Below are 24,187 nucleotides of genomic sequence, written 5' to 3'. Positions count from 1 at the left end.
GTCGAAGCGTTTCGACGAAGCGGTTCGACAGGACGCTAGGCCACCTGTTACGGCGACGTCAATAGCCGATGTCGAAAAGAATTCAGCCGCCGTGCGGCGCCCCCGCCCACCCCACCCTGCGCCGCGCCCGGCCGCGCCGCGCCCGCCCACCCCGCGCCCAGCCGAGCCTCGCCCGCCCACCCTGCGCCGCGCCCACCCTGCGCCGCGCCCGGCCGCGCCGCGCCCGCCCACCCCGCGCCGCGCCCAGCCGAGCCTCGCCCGGCCGCGCCGCTCCCCGGTCGGTGGCACCTGATGGTCGCGACCAAGATCCGCGCAACATCGGGGATGCTGCTGCCTTCCGCCCGCCAGAGGCAGCAACATCCGGGAAGTTGCGCGGATCTTGGCCGCCGGCCTGGGGGTGCGACGGCAAGATCGCGCTCGATCCTGGATGTAGTTCCATCGGATCGTCGCGGAGGCCACTACATCAAGGATCGAGCACGATCTTGGGCGCGAGGCGCGAGGCGCGAGGCGCGAGGCGCGGGGCGCGGGGCGCGAGGCGCGAGGCGCGAGGCGCGGGGGTGCGAGGCGCGGGGCGCGGGGTGCGGCGGGCGTGTGTGCGGGGGCGCGGTGTGCGGGGGCGCGGGGCGCGGGTCAGGGCAGGTCGAAGAGGGCGGCGGCGTTGTTCCAGCAGACCGCGCGCAGCCAGTCGTCGCCCAGGTCCAGTCGGGCCAGCCCGGTCAGCTGGTCGGCGTACGGGTACGGGATGTTCGGGAAGTCGCTGCCCAGCAGCACCTTGCCGGCCAGCCCCAACTCCCGCAATCGGGGCAACTCGTCAGCGGGGAAGGGGACGAACTGGTCGAAGAAGGGCGTGAACGCCATTGTGGTGTCCAGTCGGACCCGCTCGTACGTCTCGGCGAGGTCGAGGAAGGCCCGGTAGTCCGGGGCGCCCAGGTGCGCCACCACGGCGGTCAGCCGGGGATGGCGGGCGAGCAGGGCGGCGAACGGGTCCGGGCCGGTGTGGGTGGTCCCCACCGGGGCGTGTCCGGCGTGCACCACCACCGGCACCCCCGCGTCGGACAGCATCCCCCAGACCGGGTCCAGCGCCGGATCGGTCGGTGAGAACCCACCCACCTGGAGGTGCAGCTTGAACACTTGGGCGCCTTCGGCGAGGGCCGCCTCGACGTACACGGGGGCGTCCGGCTCGGGGTAGAACGTGGCCGAGGCGAGGCACCCGGGGGTGTCGTGGGCGAAATCCAGCGTCCAGCGGTTGAGCTCCGCCGCCATGCCGGGCCGGTGGGCGTACGCCAGGGCGCTGAACGCCCGCACGCCGAGCCGGCGCAGGTGCGCGACCCGGTCGGCGTCGCTCCACCGGTAGCGGATCGGCCATTCGGTGCCGACCAGCGGCCCGGCGGCGTCGAAGTAGGCCCACACCCGACGCAGCAGTCGCGGTGGCAGGAAGTGCACGTGCACGTCGGCGAGGCCGGGCAGCCCCAGGTCGCGGCAGAAGTCCGGTACGCGGTCGTCCGCGGCTGGCGGGACCACCGGCGCCGGATCGGTCATATGTCGATGTCGAATCGACTGAGCACCGAGGGCGCGATCAGGCCGACTGTGGCGAGCGCCGAGATGACGGTCAGTGCGATGCGCATTCCGACCACCTCGGCCTTGCTGCCGACGCGCAGGGCGATGCTGTTCGGCAGGCCGATCATCATCCACATGCGCCGTTTGATCGGGATCGGCCAGAGGATCGGCACGCCGGCCCGGGTGATCATGTCGCCGAGGATGTGGACGAAGCAGCCCACGCCCAGCGCGGTGCCGATCAGCGGATAGCCGCGTCCGCCCGGCAGGTTGGCGAAGGTGAACCAGGCCGCTCCGGCCGACGCGAGAGTGATGATCACCCAGCCGGCCCGCTCGGCCCACTCGTCGAAGAGCCCGCGCAGCGCCAGGCCGAACATGAAGAACAGGATGGTGATGACCGCCCACTTGCCGTAGGCGGCGCAGAGCGCTGTGGTGCCCCAGCCGACCAGCAGTGTGAACGGCAGCGTGTGGGTCAGCGTCCGGTGCCCGTTGTTGCGGCGGGGGTCCCTGCTGAGCTTCGTGGCGTAGTAGACCCCGAGGGATATCTTCTCCATCACCTCGGCGGCGAAGAGTGAGAAGACTCCGAAGGTACGGGCCACGGTGGCCCCACCCTGGTTCTTGGTCACCTTGCCCGACATGTCGAGGTCGGGAAAGAGCGCGCCACCGGCGCACACCGCGGTGCCCACCGCCAACGCGAGCGGCGACTGGTGGTAGTCGGCGAACTGCTCCAGTGCCCAGGAGCCCGCCAGCCACACCGCCGCGCCAGACAGCGCGTGTTGCGGTCCCATCATCTCGGCTCACCCTCCCCAGGGATCTTGAGCGCCCAAAACTACGCCACTGTAGTCAGCGCCGGCGCCGCAGGGGCATCACCCGGAAGGTCCACATCGGACCGTGTCACAGGGTGGGGGTGAAGCTCTGCCGGATCATCGGCAAGTATGCCGCGTTGACCTGCCAGTCGAACTCTTCTGTCAACCACGAGACGGTGTAGGAGCGGTCGGCCGAGGTGTTGGCCAGCAACCGGAAGCTGTGCACCGGAACGCCGACGGCGTTGCGCCAGCCGCACTCCCACACCGCGCCGCCGTCGAAGATGTCCATGGCTGAGATGTCCACCTTGCGATAGTCGGGCAGTGCCTCGGCCGCGGTCAGCCGGGTCTCCTCGGCCTTCCAGTGCGCCACCGGATCCGCGCGGGCGGGCCCGGCCTCGACGCTGAGCACGCGGGACCCGCCGGTCTTCCGGAAGCAGGTCACCGAGCCTTCGGTCCAGCGTTCCCACCCCACTGGCGCGGCGATCCGGAAACCGGTCGGGTCGTCGTACCAGGTCCAGCCCTCGCGCAGCCCGTACTTCACGTCGGCCGGCGGTGACACCGCCACCACCGGGGTCGCCGACGGTGGCGGGGACGACGTGCAGGCGAACGCCGCCGGCCGGGAGGTCGGCGCGCCACCACCCGAGCCGGACGGTGGGGTCCGGTCATCGTGCCGGTTGACCAACGCCAGTGTGACGCCACCGGCGACGAGCAGGGCGGTGGCCGCGCCACCCAGGGCGATCAGACGCCATCGCCGAGCGGGCCGGCGCGGTGGGCGTCGGCGCGGTGTCGCCGGCTCGGCTGGCGCGGCCACCGGTTCGAACGGGTCCGGCGCGATGGCCCGGCCGGCGCTGCGGACCGCCGCGACCGCCGAGGACCGGGCCGGGCCGGCGGGCTCGTCGTGGCTCGCAGCGGCGCTGCGTAGCAGCGGCTCCGCCTCGACGGCGGTCAACCGCCGCCAGGGGTCGCGCTGCAACAGACCGGTGAGGACGGGACCCAACGGACCGGCCCGACGCATCGGGTCCGGCGGTTCGGTGGCCAGTGCGCTGAGCGTCGCCATCGCGGTGGAGCGCGCGTACGGTGACTGCCCCTCGACCGTCGCGTAGAGCGTCGCGCCCAGCGACCACATGTCGGTGCGTGCGTCGGACACCCCTTCGCGGGCCCGCTCGGGGGCGACGAACTGTGGTGAGCCGAGCACCGTGCCGGGCCCGGTCATCACGCCGTCGCCGCCGTCGAAGGTGGCCAGCCCGAAGTCGGTGAGCACCACCCGCCCGTCGTCGGCCACCAGCACGTTGTGCGGCTTCACGTCGCGGTGCAGCACCCCGGCGGCGTGCGCGGCCCGCAACGCGGCGAGCACCGCCAGCCCGATCCGGGCGGTGCGTTGCGGGCTCAGCGGCCCCTCGGCGCTGATGATCTGCTGCACCGACCGCGACGGCACGTACTCCATCACGATCCAGGGGCTCTCCCGGTCGTGCACCACGTCGTAGAGGCGGACCACGTTGGGATGGTTGAGCCGGGCGGCGGCGCGCGCCTCACGCAGGGTTCGCAGCCGCAGTTCCTCGCGCTCGGTCTCGGCCAGCCAGGACGGCGGCACGATTTCCTTCACCGCCACGTCGCGATGCAGCATCTCGTCGCGAGCAAGCCACACCCGGCCCATTCCGCCGGTGCCGACCAGGTCGAGCAGCCGGTACCGACCCGCGATCAGCAACTGATGCACGGTCGCTCCCCCTCGGTCACCCCGGGGTCCACGATAGCCATCAATGCCGGCTTTCTCATCCACTGAGCGGCCTCGATCCACGCCGGACGGTAGTGCGGATCATGGCCATACGGTGCAGGTCAGCGGGGTGGTCGGAAACTCTTTCGCACCCGATCCCAGTCTGCGGCGGCCCCGGCCCAGTCCTCGTCCCGGGTGATCCAACCCAACGTCCACCGGTCGGCGCCGAGGACCTGTTGCCGGGCGTGCAGCCACGGTCCGTGCGGTGTCTGCCAGCGGAGCTCCCACTCGGCTCCGCCGTCGTTCGCGGCGAGCCGGATCTCGTCGTACCCCGGCAGGGAGCCCGTTCCGGCCGCCGTTTCGCGGGCGGTCCGTAGAAGTTCCAGGGGATCGACGGCGCCGCCCTCGGCCACGCTGAAGGCCCGGCCGGTCGCCGGGTCCTGGAAGCACGCCACCTCGCCGTCGCGGGAGGTCAGCCACGTCGCGGGTACGGAGACCCGGAAGCCGCCGGTGTCGGCGTGCCAGACCCAGCCGGGCGGCGGCCGGAACTCCTCGCCCGAGGTCGGCGTGCCGGCCTGCACCGGCGATCCGACGACGTCCGGGCGGACGCAGGCGAACGGGGGCGGGGGGACGTTCCGCCCGTTCGGCGGGGGGCCGGGCGGTGGGCCGGGGCCGAACGGCTCGCCGTTGGGTGGACGGTTCGGTGGCGGGCTGGACGAGCCGGTGACGTCGGTGGGCTTGTTTCCGGCGACGGTCAGCGCGGTGCCGACACCGGCCACGACGGCGACCAGCAGCGCGACGGCGACCACCGCCACCCGACGCGCGGTACGCCCGGCGGCCGCCGGGTCCGGGGTCGGCGTGGGGGAGGCGCTGACGGCTACGGCCGGGTCGGGCAGCGGAACGGTGGGGTCCTGGTCGTCGGGGTCGTCCGCCGTGGCGCGCTGGCCCACCAGCCCCGGCGCCGGCCCGTCGGCAGAGGGTCGGTCGGTCGTCGGCGACGGGTCGGCGCGACCGGTCGCGGCCGTCCTGAGCAACCGACGGGTCGTGTCGTGGTCGAGGCGGTCGCGCGGGTCGCGGCGCAGCAGCCCGTCCAGGACCGGCGCGAGCGCCCCGGCGTGCGGTGCGGGGTCCGGCGGGCCGGCGGCCAGTGCGCTCAGGGTGGCCATCGCGGTGCTGCGGGCGTACGGGGACTGCCCCTCCACGGCGGCGTGCAGGGTCGCCCCGAGCGACCACAGGTCGGCGGCCACTGTGGACGCACCCTCGGCGGCCCGCTCCGGGGCCACGTACTGCGGGGAGCCGAGGACCATGCCGGGGCGGGTCATCGCGCCGTCGCCGCCGTCGAAGGTGGCCAGCCCGAAGTCGGTGAGCATCACCCGCCCGTCGTGCGCCACGAGCACGTTCTGCGGCTTGATGTCGCGGTGCAGCACCCCGGCGGTGTGCGCGGCCTGCAGCGCGTCGAGCACGGCCAGGCCAATCCGGGCCGCGCGGGCCGGTTCCAGCGGCCCTTCGGTGTCCACGACGTCCTGGAGGGTGCGGGACGGGACGTACTCCATGACGATCCATGGGCTGCCGTCGACGGCGACGACGTCGTAGAGCCGGACCACGGCGGGGTGGTTGAGTCGGGCCGCGGCACGGGCCTCCCGCATGGTGCGTGAGCGCACCTCGGCCCGTTCACGGTCGGCCAACCAACTCGGTGGAACGATTTCCTTGACCGCTACCTCGCGGTGCAGCATCTCGTCGCGGGCGCGCCACACCCGACCCATGCCCCCGCGACCCACCAGGTCGAGCAGTTGGTACCGACCGGCGATCAGCACCTGTGCACGCTCCTCCTCAGCCGCTGTCCGGGCTACACCCTAACCAGCGGATCGGAAGTCACCTATCGGTCGTCCGACTCGGCTCAGCAGGCGGCGTGGTCGGCGGCGGCGAGCAGGTTGCCCTCCGGGATGGCGATCCGGGTCCGCCCGCCGGCCAGTCGGGCGGCGGCGCGTCGGGCCTGCACGGGGCCGTGTTCGCGACGAGCGGTGGCGTAGCTGGCGGCGGTGCGGGCCGCGATGGTGGCCCAGCCGTACCGCTCGCCGACCATCGTGCGGGCCCGGCGGGCCAGCCGCCGGGCGAAGACCTCGTCGCCGAGCAGTTGGCCGACCGCGCCGGCGAGCGCGTCCGGGTCGCTGTGCGGGAACGTCACGCCGGTAACTCCGGGTTCGACGATCTCGGCGAGGCCGCCGGTACGGGCCACCGCCAGTGGCGCTCCGGCGGCCGCCGCCTCCAGCGCCACCATGCCGAACGGCTCGTAGAGGCTGGGGACCACCGTCGCGTCGGTGGCGCCGAGCATCGCGGGTAGTTGGGTGGAGTCGAGGAACCCGGTGAACCGGACGGTCGAGCTGAGCGCCAGCCGCCGGGCCTCGGCTTCCAACTCGGTGCGGTACGGGCCATCGCCGGCGATCACGACGCGCAGCCCCGGGTGTCGTTCGCGGAGCCGGGGTACGGCGTGCACCAGGTGCTGGACGCCCTTCTCGTAGACCAGTCGTCCGGCGTACCCGACCAGCGGGCCGTCCCCGGCAAACCGGGCCCGGGCCGACGCGACCGCTCGGGGACGGGCCCGCCAGGCCCGGTCGTCGACCCCGTTGGGCACCACGTCGACCTGGGCGGCCGGTACGTCGAACAGCGCGGTCACCTGGTCGCGCATGTACCCGGAGCAGGTGATCACTCGAATGGAGGAGTTGCTGAGCCAGTGTTCGACGCCGTGGATGGTGCGGTTCATCTCCTCGGGCAGCCAGCCCTGGTGCCGGCCGGCCTCGGTGGCGTGCATGGTGGTGACCAGGGGGAGGTCCAGGTGCTCGGCCACTGTGACGGCGGTGTGCGCGACGAGCCAGTCGTGGGCGTGGATGACGTCGTAGGAGCCGGCCTGGGTGGCGCGCAGGGCGGTGCGGGTGAGGGTGTGGTTGAAGGCCATGGTCCAGGCCAGCAGGGAGTTGGTGGCGAGGGGGAAGGTGACCGGGTCTTCGGGGGCGCGCAGGATGCGTACGCCGTCGGCGTATTCCTCGAGGGGTGCGCCCTCGGTGTGGCGGGTGACGACGGTGACCTCGTGGCCGGCGGCGGCGAGGGCGACGGAGAGGGCGTGCACGTGTCGGCCGAGACCGCCGACGAGCACCGGCGGGTACTCCCAGGAGAGCATCAGCACCCGCAGCTGTCGGGCGGGGTTGATGTCGATCACGTGGGCATCGAGTGACATGCGGCCCCCTTTGAGTTGTCCCCGGGCGCGCGCCGACCGACACCGGAATCGGTGTCGCCGTCGCGTCTGGATCGGGGCCAATCCTGCCGGGATCGCGATAACCAGCGGCGACACCACCATTGCGGTCGTGTAAAGCGCTACTGGCTCTTTCGCCGCACCCGCAGCAGCTCGGCCACCGACCATGCCTGGAACGGGCACCCGGTGGCGGTGTGCGGCGCGAGGCCATCGGCCGTCTCGCTTACCGAGCCTAACCCATATTCCATCAAATGGGCCTCAACGCCGACGAATACGTCATCGACGGACATCTTTCCACGACGCGCGGCGTCCACGTACGGGCCGAGCAACCACGGCCAGACGGTGCCCTGGTGGTAGCCCCCGTCCCGGTCGGCCGGGCCGCCCCGGTGCCGGCCCACGAACTCGGTGGAATCCGGGGCGAGACTGCGTGGCCCGAGCGGGGTGAGCAGCCCGCCCGCGACCCGCCGCAGCGTGGCCTCGTCCGGCTCCATCGGCGCGTACGGCAGCGACCAGGCCAGCAGCTGGTTGGGGCGCAACGCGTCGTCGTCGTGCAGGGCGGCGCCACCCAGCGGGTACGCCGGCGCGGGCGCGTCCAGCACGTCGTGCAGCCAGCCCGCCGGGGCCGGGAACCGCTCCCGGAACGAGGCGGTGGCCTGCCGGTGGAGTCGCCACAGCTCGCCGGCATCCTGCCCGGCCAGCTCGGTCAGCTCCGCGAGCCCGGCCAGCCCGTTGATCCACAACGCGTTGACCTCGACCGGCTTGCCGGTGCGCGGGGTGACCGGCACCCCGTACACCCGGGCATCCATCCAGGTCAGCGCCGTGCCGGCGGCGCCCTGGGTGAGCAGCCCGTCGGCCGGGTCGACGCGGATCCCGTACCGGGTGCCGGCGGTGTGGGCGTCGATCACGGCGCACAGCGCGGGCAGCAGCTCGTCGCCGAGGTCGGTGTCGCCGGTGACGGTGACGTGCCGGCTCACCGCGTGCAGGAACCACAGCGTGCCGTCGACGGTGTTGTACTCGACCCGACCGGTGTCGGCAGTGTTGGCGAGCATCCCCTCGGACAGCGTCGCCGCGTACGCCCGCAGCAGTTCCCGGCCCTCGTCAGCGCGACCGGTGCAGAGGAACAACCCCTCGTACGAGATCATCGTGTCCCGCGACCACGCGCCGAACCACGGGTAGCCGGCGACCACGTCCACCGCCGCCTGGTCGGTGCGCACCACGAACGCGTCGGCGGCCAGCGCCAGGGTGGCCTCCACGTCGTCGGCTGGCTTCGCCGTCGCCACCACCTGCCGGTTGCGCCGCCTCGCTGTCGCCACGATCTCCTCCGCTGGCGGCGGCTCCTCGTCGAGTCGACCGGCCCAGGCCCGCACCGACACCGTGTCACCGGGGCGTTCCAACTCCCCGGAGAAGCGACCCGCGTACCAGAGGTCCTCGTCCGGGTGCAGCCCCCGGTTGGCCTCCTCGCGGTGGTGCACGCCCAGCCACCACTGCCCCTCGGGCGCCCAGCCCGGGCCGGCGAGCCGGTACGCGCCCTCGACCACCGCGCCGTCGGCCACCGCCTCGACCTGCGGGACCGGCCCGTCGGCCCGTCGTTCGCCGTGCGCGTCGCGCCAGGTGCAGGCGGCCGACAGCTCCAGCCGGACGGGACCACCGGCGACCAGCCGGTGCACCACCGCGACGCAGGAGCGGCCGGGCAGCATGGCCAGCTCCCGTTCGATCACCACCGCGCCGATCCGCCACCGCCAGCGGGGTAGCCCGTCGATCAGGTCGAAGCGCTCCAACAGCTCGAAGCCGCGAGGGTCCACGTCGCCGGAGGCCCACTCGTGGGCGCCGAGGCGTACCCGCGCGCCGGACGGCAGGGTGACCGCCGGATCAAGGCTGACCAGTCCCACCTGCCGGGACGCCGGCGTTTCGCCGGGAACCACCAACAGACCGTGGTAGCGACGGGTCCGCAGCCCTCCGACAGTGCCCATCGCATAGCCGCCGAGGCCGTCGGGGACCAGCCACTCCCGGCTGGCCGCGCTGGTCAGGTCGCCGCAGATCTGCGGGCCGAAGTGAATGTCGATCAACTTTCCTCCACCGGCGGCGGGGTGTAACACGCCACGACGAGAATGGCCGCTGTGGTCAAGTACCGCGGCGACGTCAAAGATGTGCACGTGATCACTGACCGATCGTCCTCCGACGCCTCGCCACCCGACGCTGAGCGGCTCCGGCTCGCCCAGGCCGACTCGGGGGAGCAGGACTGGCGTGCATGGGGTCCCTATCTGTCCGAACGGGCGTGGGGGACGGTACGGGAGGACTACAGCGAGCACGGTACGGCCTGGGACTACTTCCCGCATGACCACGCGCGGTCCAGAGCCTACCGGTGGAATGAAGACGGGATGGCCGGCGTCTGTGACGAACGGCAGACGTTCGCGTTCGCCCTGGCCCTCTGGAACGGCAAGGACCCGATCCTCAAGGAGCGGATGTTCGGCCTCGGCGGCGACGGCGGCAACCACGGCGAGGACGTCAAGGAGTACTGGTGGTACGAGGACTCCACGCCCACCCACTCCTGGATGCGCTGGCGCTACCACTACCCGCAGGCCGCCTTCCCGTACGACGAACTCGTCGCGGTGAACGCGTTGCGCGGCCGCGACGACACCGAGTACGAGCTGGTGGACACGGGGATCTTCGACGACGACCGGTACTGGGCGGTGACAGTCGACTACGCCAAGGCGTCCCCGACCGACCTCTGCATGGTGGTGACTGTCGCCAACCGGGGCGACCAGGCGGCGACCCTGCACGTCCTGCCCACCCTGTGGTTCCGTAACACCTGGTCCTGGGGGCTGCCCGGCGGCGACCGGATCCCCCGGCTGACCGGCCAGGGCACCCGGCTCGTCGGGGAGCACCGGGTGCTCGGCCAACTACTGCTGGAGGGCGACGGCGGCCCGGTGCCGCTGCTCTGCGACAACGACACCAACGCCGAACGGCTCTGGGGCCTGCCCGGCCGCTCCCCGTACCCGAAGGACGGCATCAACGACCACGTCGTCAACGGCGCGGCCACCGTCAACCCGGCCCGGGAGGGCACCAAGGGCGCGCTGCACTACGTGCTCGACGTGCCGGCCGGCGGGCAGCGCCAGATCCGGTTGCGGCTCACCCGCACCGCGTCGCCACCGGCGGCCGCGCCGCCGCCCCCGGCCGACCTCAGCGAGGGCTTCGAGGCAGTCGTGTGGGCGCGGCGGGCCGAGGCGAACCGGTTCTTCGCCGGAGTGATCCCGCCGGCCGCCACACCCGACGAGGCGCTGGTCGCCCGGCAGGCCATCGCCGGGCTGATGTGGGGCAAGCAGTTCTACCACTTCGACGTCAAGCGCTGGCTCGAAGGCGACCCGGGCTCGACACCGCCGCCGGCCGGGCGTCGGCACGGGCGCAACAGCGCCTGGTGGCACATGACCAGCTTCGACGTCATCTCCATGCCCGACCCGTGGGAATACCCCTGGTACGCGGCCTGGGACCTGGCCTTCCACTGCGTGAGCATCGCCCGGGTCGACCCGGGCTTCGCCAAGGAGCAGATCCTGCTCCTGCTGCGCGAGTGGTACCTGCATCCCAACGGGCAGATCCCGGCGTACGAGTGGGCGTTCGGTGACGTGAACCCGCCGGTGCACGCGTGGGCCGCGCTGAAGGTGTTCGAGATCGACGGCGGCCGGGACTACGAGTTCCTGGCCCGGGTGATGCACAAGCTGCTGCTCAACTTCACCTGGTGGGTAAACCGCAAGGACACCGGCGGCAACAACGTCTTCGAGGGCGGCTTCCTCGGGCTGGACAACGTCGGGCCGTTCGACCGCTCGGCGGCGCTGCCGGTCGCCGGGGTGCTGGAGCAGTCCGACGGCACCGGCTGGATGGGCATGTACGCGCTCAACCTGCTGGACATGGCGATCGTGCTCGCCGAACACGACAGGACCTGGGTGGACACCGCCACCAAGTTCTTCGAGCACTTCGCCTACATCGCCGCCGCCGCGTACGAGCAGGGTTTGTGGGACGAGGAGGATGCTTTCTTCTACGACGTGCTGCGCCTCGCCGACGGCACGAAGGTGCCGCTGAAGGTCCGTTCCGTCGTCGGGCTGCTGCCGTTGGCCGCCACCACCCGGCTCACCGCCAGGACCCTGCACCACCTACCGGAGTTGGGCGCCCGGCTGCGCTGGTTCCTCACCAACCGCCCGGAGTACGCCCAGGTGATCGGCACCCGCCGCCTCGGCCCGGACGGCCGGCAGCAGCGGCTGCTGTCCATGGTCGGCCCGGAGCAGGTGGTCCGCCTGCTCGCCCGGATGCTCGACCCCGACGAGTTCCTCTCCGACTTCGGCCTCCGTACGCTGTCCCGCGCGCACCTGGACAAGCCGTTCTCGGTCACCCTCGGCGGGCAGGAGTTCTCGGTCGGCTACGAGCCGGCCGAGTCGACGAGCGGCCTGTTCGGGGGCAACTCGAACTGGCGCGGTCCGATCTGGATGCCGACGAACTTCCTGCTGATTAGCGCGCTGCGCGACTATGCGGCGTTCTTCGGCGACGACCTCCAGGTGGAGTACCCGACCCGCTCCGGGGTGAAGCGCACCCTGGACGAGATCGCCGACGACCTCTCCGCCCGGCTGATCTCGCTCTTCACCCAGGACGACTGGGGTCGACGGCCGATCTACGGTGCCGCTCAGATGTTCCAGACCCACCCGGACTGGCGCGACCTGATCGCCTTCCCCGAGTACTTCCACGGTGACAACGGCGCCGGCCTGGGCGCCTGGCACCAGACCGGCTGGACGGCTCTGGTCGCCGATCTGATCCTCACCCTGCGCCGCTGACGTCCTCGCGGAGGCGTCCAGAACCCAGGGCGGCTGCTGGAAAGTAGCTGAGTGATGCCCCTGCGTATATCGCCCGTTCCTAGCCTCCACCCGACGTGTCTGTCTCCAGACCGGAGGGAAACGGGTGAAGAAGAAATTGCGGGGTCCCCTGATCGGGGGGCTGGCGCTGGCCCTGGTGGCCACGCTGGGCGGGATGGAGGTCCTACCGGACCAACAACCCGACAGCGCGGACCGCGCGGCGAGCGCCGCGGAGGACGACGGTTTCCTCTCCAGGATCGGGAAGGCCGCCGACAACCTGGTAGGTGGGAGCGGATCGGGTCGGGCCAAGCCCGAGGCGGTCAGCGCCGCGTTGGCGGTGCAGGAGAAGCCTCCGCCGGCCCAGGCGTGGCCGCCGCAGAAGCGGGTCAAGGAGCTGACCGGTAAGCGCACCGCGAACAGCCGCGTCTACCAGCTCGCCGACGGGCGCACCCAGGCGGAGATCTCCGCGGTGCCGCTGCACTACAAGGACTCCAAGGGCCGCTTCCAGCCCATCGACACCACGGTCAAGCCCACCACTGGCAAGGGCTACGTCCAGGGCAACCGGACCAATACCTTCACCAGCCTCTTCGGTGACAGCTCCAAGGAGCTGGTTCGTTTCGAGCAGGACGGCCGCAGCATCGAGCTGGGCCTGGCCGGGGTCGACAAGGGTGCGAGCCCGAAGGTCACCGGTTCCACCGTCACCTACAAGGGCCTGGCCGGTGGTGCGGATGTCGTCTACGACGTGACCGCCACTGCCCTCAAGGAAAAGATCGTGCTGCGCAAGGCCCCCGGCGGGCCGGTGTCGTACACGTTCACCCTCGACACGGCCGGCCTCACCGCGCAGCAGCGCCAGGACGGCTCCATCGCCTTCGTGGGTCCGAACGGCGGTGAGCCGGTCTTCGTGATGCCGGCGCCATTCATGTACGACGACAAGGACGACGCGTCGTCGCCGCACGGCAAGGTGTGGAGCGACAAGGTCTCCCAGCGCGTGCAGCAGGTGTACGGGCAGACGACGGTCACGGTGTCCGCGGACGCCGCATGGCTGGCCGACCCGGCCCGGGTCTACCCGGTGGTGATCGACCCGACCATCAAGGTCCAACCGGTGCCGGCCGACGCGCAGGACGTGGCGATCTACTCGGGTGCCACCACCACGAACTACAACGACACCTACCAGCTGAATGTCGGCACGACCTCAACCGCCGCATGGCGATCGTTGCTGAAGTTCAACCTGGACACGATCCCGACGAACACGCCGATCGACGACGCCCAGCTTCAGCTCTACTACTCCCAGACCCACACGGACTGGGCCTACGACGTGCCGATGGAGGCCCGGCGGGTCACCGCCGCATGGGCCGAGGGCACCGCGACGTGGGCGAACATGAACGCCAACATCGCCGGTGCGCCGGCGGCCAACACTGTCACCAAGGACGACGGCGACGCCGGCACCTCGGTGACCGGTTCGTGGCCGTACTCCAGTAACACCACGTTGACGCCGAAGGCGATCAACGGCGACTACAAGTACCACTCCAGCAGCCTCTCGACGGACACCCACACCTGGGTGCCGACCATCACCGAGCCGGGCAACTACCAGGTCGAGGTCCACTACGTAGGCGAGTCGGACCGGCCGACGAATGCCCCCTACACGGTGTCCTACTCGGGCGGGTCAAAGAAGTACACCGTCGACCAGACCACCCCGACTGCCGCCGGCAAATGGTTGACGCTGGGCACGCATCCGTTCGTGGCGGGCACCACCGGCAAGGTGGTCCTCAACGGCGTGCCGGGCACGACCGCCAACGCCGACGCGGTGCGGTTCACCAAGGCCGGCGCGGTGAAGCAGTACGCCAAGTCCAGCGTGTGGAACTCCTTCCCGGTACGCAACGTGGTGCAGGAGTGGGTCAACGGCACGGCGAACTACGGGTTCATGGTCAAGGCCCTGGACGAGGCGACCAAGGGCCGCGGCGGGCCGATCTACGAGGCCTCCGAATACGCCTACAACAACGACCGCCGGGACTTCAACCTCCCGAAGCTGGTCGTGACGTACGGCCGGCAGGGCGTCACGGTGAACCCCCCGACGACGATCGCGGCGACTGGTGCGTTGCTGGACTGGCCGGCGTACACCGACCCGTCCACGGCTACCGGTGACGACATCGTCGAATACCAGGTGCACCGCAGCGTCCACCAGAACTTCGTCCCCTCGGGAACGACGCTTGTCGCACCGGTCTCCACCGGCACCCGGACGTATCAGGACACCACGGCGGTGCCGACGGCGGCGGACAACACCGACCCGATGGCCCGGAAGTTCTACTACTACATGGTCGCGGTGAAGACCCGCGACGGACAGCTGCTCGCCGGCCCGACGCAGCAGGCGATGCTGCCGAAGGCGGGCCAGATCACCCGGATCTACCGCACCGGTCAGACCGACACGACCCTGGCGGCCGGGCGGCCGACGGAGAACGTGGACGTCTACGACGGTGACCCGTACGTCAGCCCGGGCAACAACTCGCCGTACTACGGCGACACCCGCGGCCTGGTCAAGTTCCCGACCCTGACCGGCATCCCGGCCGACGCCAAGATCGTGAACTCCGAGCTGCGGATGTACAACACCTATCTGTACCCGGGCACGGACACCGACGAGTACGTCGACGTCTACAAGCTCAAGCGCGCCTTCAACGAGACGTCGGCGACCTGGAACAGCTACGACGGCACCAACGCGTGGACCACCGCCGGTGGCGACTACGACACCGCGTGGAAGGCCGGCTTCAACGGGTTCACCAACGACCCGGAGTGGGAGACCTGGGACGTCACCAACGCGGTCGACGGCTGGGTGAAGACCCCGGCCAGCAACTACGGCCTGCTGCTGCGCCAGCGCGACGAGGCGAACCAGACCGCGCGGGCGATGCTGCTGTCCTCCGAGGGCGCCGAGCCGCTGCTGCGGCCGACGTTGGAGGTCACCTACCTGGAGCAGACCGCCGAGTCGACCTACTACGCGGCCGCCACGCCGACGCTGACCACGCCGAACTCGACGTACAGCGTGCCGGTGACCCTGTCGAACCCGACGCTGGCCGCCTGGAACCCGACCGACTGGGAGCTGGCGTACGACTGGAAGCGGGCAGACGGCACCACCGACGGCGCCGACACCACCTACGAGCTGAGGACGCCGCTGCCCAAGAGCATCCCGGCCGGTGGCACTGTCGACGTGACCGCGCAGCTGAAGACCCCGCCGTCGTCGACGGAGGGGAACAAGCGCACCGACTACGTGCTGCAGTGGGACCTGCGCAACAAGCTGACCACCAAGAAGCTGTCGGAGACCGTCCCGGCGATCACGCCGCTGCCACAGAACGTGGCGGTGGCGGAGCCGACGTCCGACCAGCTCGGTCTGGAGAAGTTCTACTCCTACGCGGGGAAGAACACCGGCGCCGGCGGCACCCTGATGAACAACCTGTACGCCGGCAACACGGTGTGGTCGTACGACGCGTTGAGCAATCCGTCGCGCGGCCTGTCGACGTTCGTTCGGATGTCCTACAACTCGTTGGACACGTCCGACACTGTCGCCGGGTACGGCTGGTCCCTGCAGGCCTCGTCGCTCATGCGGCTGGGGAGCCCTCTGGACTTCCACCCCAACCCGAACCCCACCAAGGTCACCATGACCGATGGTGACGGCACCAGCCACTGGTTCACCTGGGACTCGGCGACCTCCACCTGGAAGAGCCCGAAGGGCGTCCACCTGTACCTGGAGAAGGTGACCAGTCTCGACTGCAAGCCGAACACCCAGGAGCCGAAGGCGTGGCGGCTGACCAAGCCGGACCGCACGCAGTTCTACTACGACTGCGAGGGCTTCCTGTCCAGCACGGTGGACAAGAACGGCAACACGATGACGTTCACCTACGAGGAGCGGAAGTCGAACAACAAGCCGACGAAGTTCCTCCGGTACATCACCGACGCGGCCGGCCGGAAGACCCTGACGATCGACTACTACGCCAAGGGTCAGTCGTTCGACTACATCAACGACACCACCTGGACGCGGCAGTCGGGCACCAACCTGACCAACCCGAAGATCATCGACCACATCTCGCAGATCACCGACATCTCCGGTCGGAAGATGACCTTCACCTACACGGACAAGGGGCTGCTCGGCGAGCTGGTCGACGGGTACGGCTCCAGCGGCACCATGGGTGCGCCGAAGACGTTCAAGTTCGCCTACGACATGACGCAGGGGAACAAGAACGTCAAGCTGGTCAAGGTCACCGACCCGCGGGGCAACGCCACCGAGCTGCAGTACTTCTCGCCGTCCGCCGGGGACGACCCGACGTGGCACTGGCGGACGAAGTACTACACCGACCGGAACGACAAGGCCAACCTGACCCAGTTCGCCTACGTCGACCCGGACGCCACCAGCAACATCCGCACGACGGTCACCGACGCGGAGAACCACTCCACCGGCTACCTCCAGGACGTTTACGGCCGGCCGATCGAGACCACCAACGCGAAGAACCAGGTCACCAAGCTCGAGTGGGACGACGACCACAACGTCACCAAGCTCATCGAGGACAACAACGCCACCTCGACCTGGGAGTACGACGCCAAGACCGGCTACCCGACGGAGATCAGGGACGCCGAGGCGGTCAAGAACGGCACGCCGGGCACGGTGCTGACCTACCAGCGCCAGCTCAACGGCTACGTCGCCGACCTCACGGAGAAGACCAGCCCCGAGGGGCGCAAGTGGATCTTCAGCTACGAGGCCGACGGTGACCTGGCGAGCGTCACCGACCCGATGGGCACCTCCACCGCGACGGCCGGCGACTACACCACCTACAACACCTACGACGCGTTTGGACAGCTCGACACGGCGAAGGACGCCAACGGCAACAGCACCAAGTACAGCCGTTACGACGCCAACGGCTACCCGCAGACGATCACGGATTCCCTGACCAGGGCGACCACCTTCGTCTACGACGTCCGCGGCCAGGTCACCACGGTCACCGACGCGCTGGGCAAGAACACGACCCAGGCGTACGACACCTTCGGCCGTCCGTTGGACAGCAGGACTCCGAAGGACCAGGCCGCCGGGGTGTACATCACCAATCCGGCACCGACCTACGACGCGAACGACAACGTCACCCAGTCGACCGCGCCCAACGGGGCAGTCTCCACGGCCTTCTACGACGCCGCCGACCAGCTCACCTGGACCAAGGCGCCGGTCGACGTGGCCGGCGACCCGGAGCGCAAGACGTCGTTCACGTACGACAAGGCCGGCAACCTGCGCACCACGACCGAGCCGAAGGGCAATCTGCCCGAGGCGAACCCGGCCGACTACCGAACGACGAACGCGTACGACGAGATCTACCAGCTGGTTTCGGTGACGAATGCCAAGGGCGACAAGATCACCTACCAGTACGACAACGTGGGCAACGTGGAGAGGGTGGTGGACCCGCGTAAGAACGCGACCACCGACACCCTCGACTACACGTCGACGATGACGTACGACCTTGCGCACCGGGTCACGAAGGCCACTGATGCGCTGGGCAAGTTCACCAGCAGCACCTACGACAAGGACGGCCTGGTCACCGGCAGCACCGACCAGCTCGGCAACACCACGCTGGTCAATCTTGACCGGCGAGGTAAGCCGACCGAGGTCAAGGTGCCGTACAAGAACGTCTCCGGCACCATCTCGTACCGCATCACGAAGTACGAGTACGACCAGGTGGGTAACACCACCAAGGTCATCAGCCCACGGGGTGTGGCGACCACCGACGACCCGGACGACTTCGCCCAGGTCACCGTCTACGACGCGCTGAACCGGGTGAAGGAGACCCAGTCGGCGTACGACAAGGATGACGCCCGCTACACCACCGCCGACAAGACCACCTACACGTACGACGAGGTGGGCCGACTGGCGACGATGTCTGCGCCACCGTCGGCGGGTCAGTCGGTACGCAACGACACCACGTACAGCTACTACGACAACGGGTGGACGAAGTCCTCCTCGGACCCGTGGGACATCGTCACCTCGTACGACTACAACGAGCTCGGTGCGCAGACGGCCCGCACGTTGACGTCGGCGGGCGGCTCCTCCAACCGGACCATGAGCTGGTCGTACTTCCCGGACGGAAAGCTGAAGGCCCGGTCCGACGACGGGGTGCCGGTGGGCAAGCACGTGGTGCTTGTCGACAACTCCGAGTTCAACAACACCACCGCGACGGGCACCTGGCCGACGGCCAACACGGCCACCAACAGGTACGGCATCGACTACGCCACCCACGCGGCGGGCACGGGCACCAACGTGTTCACCTGGCAGTTGAACGTGCCCCAGTCGGGCACCTATCAGGTGTACGCCCGCTTCCCGACGGTGTCCGGGGCGGCCACCGACGCGAAGTACACGGTCAATTCCAGCGCGGGCCCGACGGTGAAGACGGTCAACCAGACCGCCGGCGCCGGCACCTGGGTGAGCCTCGGCTCGTACAGCTTCGCCGAGGGCAACGCCCAGAAGGTGACGCTGTCGGACCAGGCCACCGGCACGGTCGTCGCCGACGCGGTGAAGCTCGTCCGGGACAACGCGGCCGATGTCGACAACGAGAAGCACGACTACAGCTACCGGTACGACGCCAATGGCAACCTGACCACGATCACGGACGCCTCCCCGGGCACCCGGGTCGACAGCTACGCGGTGACCTACACGAACCTGAACCAGGTCGACAAGGTCACCGAGTCGAAGTCGGGCGCGGTGGTGAACTCGACGTCGTTCAGCTACAACGAGAACAGCGCACCGCTGACCACCAGTCACGACAAGCAGTACGCGTCCTACGCGTACGACGAGCGCGACCTGGTGTCGAAGGTGACCAACGGCAAGTCGGCCACCGACGCGTCGCCGAAGGTGACGACGTACACCTACACCGACCGGGGAGAGAAACTCAAGGAAGTCAAGGGCAACGGCAACACCGTCGACTACACGTACTTCCTCGACGGGCTGTTGAAGTCCCAGACGGAGAAGAAGCCCAACGGGACGACCCTGGTCTCCGAGTCGGTCCTCGACTACGACCTCAACGGCAACCGGTCGCACGACGTCACCAAGAAGATGAACGCCGACAACCACGGCGCTTACCTGACCACCATCAGTGACTTCACCTACGACCCGCGGGACCGGTTGGCGTCGCTGACGAAGACCGGTGACGGCGCTGGCACGGAAACCTACGTGCACGACGCGAACAACAACGTCACCAGTCAAACGGTGAAGGGCACGTCGACGACGTTCAACTACGAGCGGAACCGGCTGCTGACCGCGGTGACCGGGGGTGCGACGGCGTCGTACAACTACGACCCGTTCGGCCGCCTGGACACCGTCACGGCGGCGGGGACCGTGATCGAGCGGAACGTGTACGACGGGTTCGACCACGTCGTCGAGAACCGGAAGAACAACGGCACCAGCACCTCGACGACGAAGTACACCTTCGACCCGATGGACCGCACGTCGACCAAGACCACCGACGCCGGCGGCGCCAAGGAGAAGGCCACGACCTTCAACTACCTCGGCCTGTCGGGCGAGGTCCTGGACGAGGAGGTCGCCGGGAAGCTGACCAAGTCGTACCAGTACTCGCCGTGGGGTCAGCGGTTGTCGCAGGTCACCCACAACACCGATGGCACCCAGGAGGACGGCTACTACGGCTACAACCCGCACACCGACGTCGAGACACTGACCGACAAGACCGGTGACACCAAGGCCACCTACGGCTACACCGCTTATGGCAAGAACGACGACACCCAGTTCACGGGTATCGACAAGCCGGATGCGGCGGACCCGACCAAGGAGCCGTACAACGCCTACCGGTACAACGCCAAGCGGTGGGACCAGGCCTCCGGCAACTACGACATGGGCTTCCGCGACTACAGCCCAGGTCTGAACCGGTTCCTGTCCCGCGACAGCTACAACGGCGCCCTGGCCGACATGAACCTCGGCAGCAATCCCTTCACCGGCAACCGGTACGCCTTCGGCGGCGGCAACCCGATCTCGAACGTCGAACTCGACGGCCACATCTGGATCAATGACGGTGCCGGCGAGTATGTCCCGCCGCCGCGGCCGATGCCGACGGCACCCGCTGAATCGGGCAGTTCTTCGCCGGGACCGAAACCTGCGCCGTCGCCGTCGGCTTGGGGCGACGGCGGGGACTACCCCCAGGAGTGGGTGACTCGCAGGGATCAGATGTGTTCGCAGGGTCTGGTCGAACAGCTCTGTGCCGAGGCGAACCGTCGTGACGGCGCGGAACTAGTCAGCTGGATGCCCTACGTTGGAGCCGCTGGGTCTGGCTATCTGATCGCCGATGCATACGAGCACGAAGATTATGTCGGTGCCGGTCTCGAAGCTGCTGCAATTGTTCCGCTCGGCCGGGTTGGAAAATTGCCTAAGGGCGTCAGGCTGAACAAGTTGGTGGGAGATGCCTACCGTGATCACGTCGCCGACTTTTTCAGGCAGGCTGGCAAGAAGGTGGTCACGGATGCCGACGATGCAAAGGCGTTAACGTTCGCTACTCCCTTCGGGGACCGGAAGTTGGACATTGCGGTTTACGGCGATGACGACAGTCTGCTGGGCTACATAGAGACCAAGTCCGGTCGCGAAAAGGCGGACCCGGACCAACTGAAGAAGGATGAATGGCTACGAGCTAATTATGGACTGACAATCGATTATGTGTACGACGACATGTTGAACGTTCTCTACTGATAATACGCCGGGTGTTATGATTGCCGCGGGGGGAAACCTCCGCGGCAATCCCCTAATTTGGAGGTCGGCAGGTTGTCTGAGTGGCGCTCCCCAGTCACGCTCGGTTCAGTCGGCGAGGTGAAGTTGATTGAACTCCTCTCGTCAGACACCGCTGAGGGTCGCGTGTCCGTCATCGCGGCTCTCGGGGACGTAAGGGGTGAGCTGGGCGGAACTGTACTGCGTCGAATCGCGACGGATGCGGCAGCTATGGAAGGTGAGCGGTGCGCGGCGCTGGTGTCGCTTACAAAGCGTGATGGAGTTGAGGCGTCGGACGTTGCCGCAGGATGTTTGGCTGACGAAAACGCTGCGGTGCGACGTTACGCCCTTCGCTGTTTAGCGGTCGCCGGTGACGGGCGATCTAGGGGCGGCGTCTCGGAACTTCTCGACGCGATACTCTCGGGTCCTCCGCCGAAGTTCGCAGGGGCCCTTAACCCTGCGATGCTTTCGGCGCAGTCTGAAGCGATTCCCGCAGTAGTGTACCTCCTGCGGCATTGCGCCACCGCTAATCAGACGGGGCTGCTCGCAAAGAAGGTCTCCGCTGGCTGGGGGAAGCTTTACAAGGCTGAACAGGTGTGGCTCAAGGCGGCCTGGCCTGCTTGCTCTCCCGATGTCCAAGGCGAGATGGCGACGCTGCGGCCCGATCTGACGGGCATGATCAGGTTCGTCATGCGACCACTGTTCGCGCCGCTCCCATAGCACTACGTGAAGAGGTGCTCCACATCTGGCAGGTTCACCCGGTCGCAACATTTTATCTTGGCAGCGCGGTTGGGCAGAGCGGTTCCGCCTTGGAGGGGGCTGCGGCCGCCGAGGGCATCTGGCTGGTCGGTGAGGCGGCCTCGCTGCGTGCGCAGCGACTCTGCCGGCCCTCGCGGGAGTGGTTGCCGCCCCCATCATCGCCGAGGGCTGCGAGCTGAAGCCGCTGCTGTGCTAGGTGGTGGAGTTCACCGGCAGACGTGCAGGCTTCTGGTGTGTCACGCGGGAAGTTCAGGCTTCGTCCAGGAGATGGCGAACCTGTTGGGCGTTCCGACCCGTGGCGCGACAGACCGCGTACGCGGTGTTCCTGGAGCTGGAACCGTAGTTGACAAGGGCGGTTTATTGGCGCATGTTCCTGCCCATCGTCGGAGGTTGAGGTGCTGAAGAAGGTCGGGTTTTTCCCGGAGCTGGATCCGAAGCGAGCTGTGGAGACGGGCGAGCCCAGCATCCACGCATCGGTGCGCGCCGTCGGGGAGCCAGACGAAGGGCAGATCCTGCAGTACCTGGCTGATGGCCATATGATCATTTCGGTCATGGAGGGTGGGCCAGATGTCATCACTGGTGAGTACGGTTACCAGGAGGCTTCAGGGTGTTCCTCGTGGATCAGCGATGGGGCTTGGGTGTGGCACTATGACCTTGCGCATTACCTGAGAAGACATCACGTAGAACTATCAACGGATTTTCTTTCGCACGTCAGGTCCAGTGGTTACATCGTTCCCCCGCTCGGTGACGCTGAAGGAGAAGTTGGTTGCCGACCTCGGAACTGGGCAGAACCTAGGATGGGAAGCTTTGCTCCTTCGGAAGCTGGCTCCTGACGATCCTGCGTCCTGGCTGCCCTTGGAGATACGGGATGACTCGTTCGATCGCCTGATTTGCCAAGCTCTGTTTGATCACCTGGAGGACCTTGAGAGCGAGGCGTAACAAGCCGCGCTGATTCACAGCACCGAGCCGGGGTCGTAAAGGATCCCGGCTCGATGCTCGTCTCGCTGGCCAATCCCCGGCTGCCACTTCGACCGGGACCGGGACCACTCACAGTTCACGGGCATCGACAAGCCGGGCGCGGCGGACCCAGCCAAGGAGCCATACAACGCCCACCGGTACAACACCACGGTGGGACCAGTCCTCCGGCAACTACAACATGGGCTTCCATGACTACAGCCCAGGTCTGAGCTTCCCCAAGTCGGGCGAAATGTGGGCACGGCGGAACGCGCGATCGATGTGGATGGGATATCGATCACCTACAACGCAGTCGAGATCGGTCCTGATAGGGTCGGCGTCAGCACATACTGGCTCAACTGACGGGGATGTGGAGGCCGAGTGGAAAAATTGCTTGACCTGGCTCGGTCGTTGTCGTCGGATCAGTTCGGCGAGCGCGGTCTGGCCGAGGTCAGGAACATCGAGCAGGAGTTCGTCGAAGTGATCACATTCACACCGGCGGATGAAATCGTCGCCGTGCTCCATACCGTGCTCGACGAGGATTGGATGGGCCTACCGGTGTGGGCGCGCAATCTCGCGTACCGGATGGCCTGTCTGCAGAGGCCGGACGACGTGGCTCTGCTGAGAGAGGCGGCGACGGATCTGCGGAACTTCGGTCCTGACTGGAATGAAATCGCCGCGGCGTTGAATGAAAGAGCGGAATCGCTGGAGAAGGATCAGGATTGAGAATGGCGACGATGCCCACCGGATGTCCATCCGGTGGGCATCGTTCCGCACAGCCGTTTCATGATCGATAGAGAGGACACGTCGCCGCGTCCGACAGAGCCAAGATCGTGCAGTGGCTCAACGAACGTGCGCGGTCCACGCTTTCTGTCACTGACCGTGCCAGTGCGTTGATTGACTTGGGCGATTTGGGTCACTCGCAGCCCGAGTTTCTTCGAGATCACCACCCGGCGATGAGATTGGCGGCGGCTTTGGCGCCGGCCATGGCGGAAGATGATGACGCCACCGACGTCTTACTTGACCTGGCGGAGTCTCCCGCAAGGCTCGACTCCGTACTGAGCCCGGCGAATGATTCCTCATGGCAGACGTTGCCGCAATTTCGTGGTCGGCCAACTTCGGTGGTAGTTGCCGAGGTCGTCACTCGACGGGTGCGGAACATCGATCGTCTGGCACGTGCTGCTCTGGCGTCCCTCCCCTTAGCGACCTCCCCGGGCGGCCAGGCCATTGCTCGACCGTACCTATCGAGGATATTCCGCAACGGGGTGCCGCATCCCGAGGCTGCGACGATGACCCAAAAGCTGATTGCGCGAGGGATGGTTGAGAATAGGCAATTCTGGGATTGGCGCGGTCGCGCGAGCCTTTTTCAGTCCTTGCGGCTGCCGTCAGATGAAGAGTCCTGGCGTGTTGTGGTAGAGAGTTGAGGCTCCGCGGTGTCCTCCGGACTTCGCGCTTCGTCCCTGACGACTGGCGCGGTCGGACGGCGAAGACAACCGACGTCTCCTTCCGAATGGGCCGGGAATTCAAATGGATCGGGCGGACCACGCCCAGCTGTACAGTACCGGTGGCGGGCCCAATTCGAGGGCGGGAAATTAT

The 24,187-nt window shown here is 68.4% G+C and carries 9 protein-coding genes; 3 read left to right on the top strand and 6 right to left on the bottom strand.

Annotated features, from left to right (window positions below):
* Positions 1-630 precede the first annotated feature (630 nt).
* The 6 genes from IW249_RS32675 to IW249_RS32650 form a co-directional block, all read right to left on the bottom strand.
* Complete coding sequence (locus IW249_RS32675; RefSeq protein ID WP_196924309.1) at positions 631-1,539, bottom strand: amidohydrolase family protein; 909 nt, start codon at positions 1,537-1,539, stop codon at positions 631-633.
* On the bottom strand, positions 1,536-2,345 hold the full coding sequence (locus IW249_RS32670) for a metal-dependent hydrolase (protein ID WP_196924308.1): 810 nt from the start codon (positions 2,343-2,345) through the stop codon (positions 1,536-1,538). Before IW249_RS32670 ends, IW249_RS32675 begins: the two co-directional genes overlap by 4 nt.
* A 103-nt stretch (positions 2,346-2,448) precedes the next feature.
* The gene (locus tag IW249_RS32665; RefSeq protein WP_307788786.1) at positions 2,449-4,074 is read right to left on the bottom strand and encodes a serine/threonine-protein kinase; all 1,626 of its coding nucleotides are present in this window, start codon (positions 4,072-4,074) and stop codon (positions 2,449-2,451) included.
* 119 nt (positions 4,075-4,193) lie between these two features.
* A complete protein-coding gene (locus IW249_RS32660) occupies positions 4,194-5,885 on the bottom strand; it encodes a serine/threonine-protein kinase (protein ID WP_307788785.1) in 1,692 nt (563 codons plus the stop codon).
* Between the two features lie 83 nt (positions 5,886-5,968).
* The gene (locus tag IW249_RS32655; RefSeq protein WP_196924307.1) at positions 5,969-7,303 is read right to left on the bottom strand and encodes a glycosyltransferase family 4 protein; all 1,335 of its coding nucleotides are present in this window, start codon (positions 7,301-7,303) and stop codon (positions 5,969-5,971) included.
* A gap of 137 nt (positions 7,304-7,440) precedes the next feature.
* The gene (locus tag IW249_RS32650; protein ID WP_196924306.1) at positions 7,441-9,384 is read right to left on the bottom strand and encodes an amylo-alpha-1,6-glucosidase; all 1,944 of its coding nucleotides are present in this window, start codon (positions 9,382-9,384) and stop codon (positions 7,441-7,443) included.
* A gap of 42 nt (positions 9,385-9,426) precedes the next feature.
* On the opposite strand from IW249_RS32650, the gene IW249_RS32645 reads away from it, so the two are divergent.
* The 3 genes from IW249_RS32645 (at position 9,427) to IW249_RS32635 (ending at position 23,317) form a co-directional block, all read left to right on the top strand.
* Positions 9,427-12,135: an MGH1-like glycoside hydrolase domain-containing protein gene (locus tag IW249_RS32645; protein WP_196924305.1), complete on the top strand. Its 2,709-nt coding sequence runs from the start codon at positions 9,427-9,429 to the stop codon at positions 12,133-12,135.
* 124 nt (positions 12,136-12,259) lie between these two features.
* Complete coding sequence (locus IW249_RS32640; RefSeq protein WP_196924304.1) at positions 12,260-20,863, top strand: golvesin C-terminal-like domain-containing protein; 8,604 nt, start codon at positions 12,260-12,262, stop codon at positions 20,861-20,863.
* 2,109 nt (positions 20,864-22,972) lie between these two features.
* Entirely contained in the window at positions 22,973-23,317 is a 345-nt protein-coding gene (locus IW249_RS32635) for a hypothetical protein (RefSeq protein WP_196924303.1), read from the top strand.
* Positions 23,318-24,187: the final 870 nt, after the last annotated feature.

This window comes from Micromonospora vinacea (genome assembly GCF_015751785.1).
GTDB lineage: Bacteria > Actinomycetota > Actinomycetes > Mycobacteriales > Micromonosporaceae > Micromonospora > Micromonospora vinacea.
The sequence above is the reverse complement of the archived record's forward strand: the minus strand, read 5'-3'. Positions and strand labels throughout refer to the sequence as shown.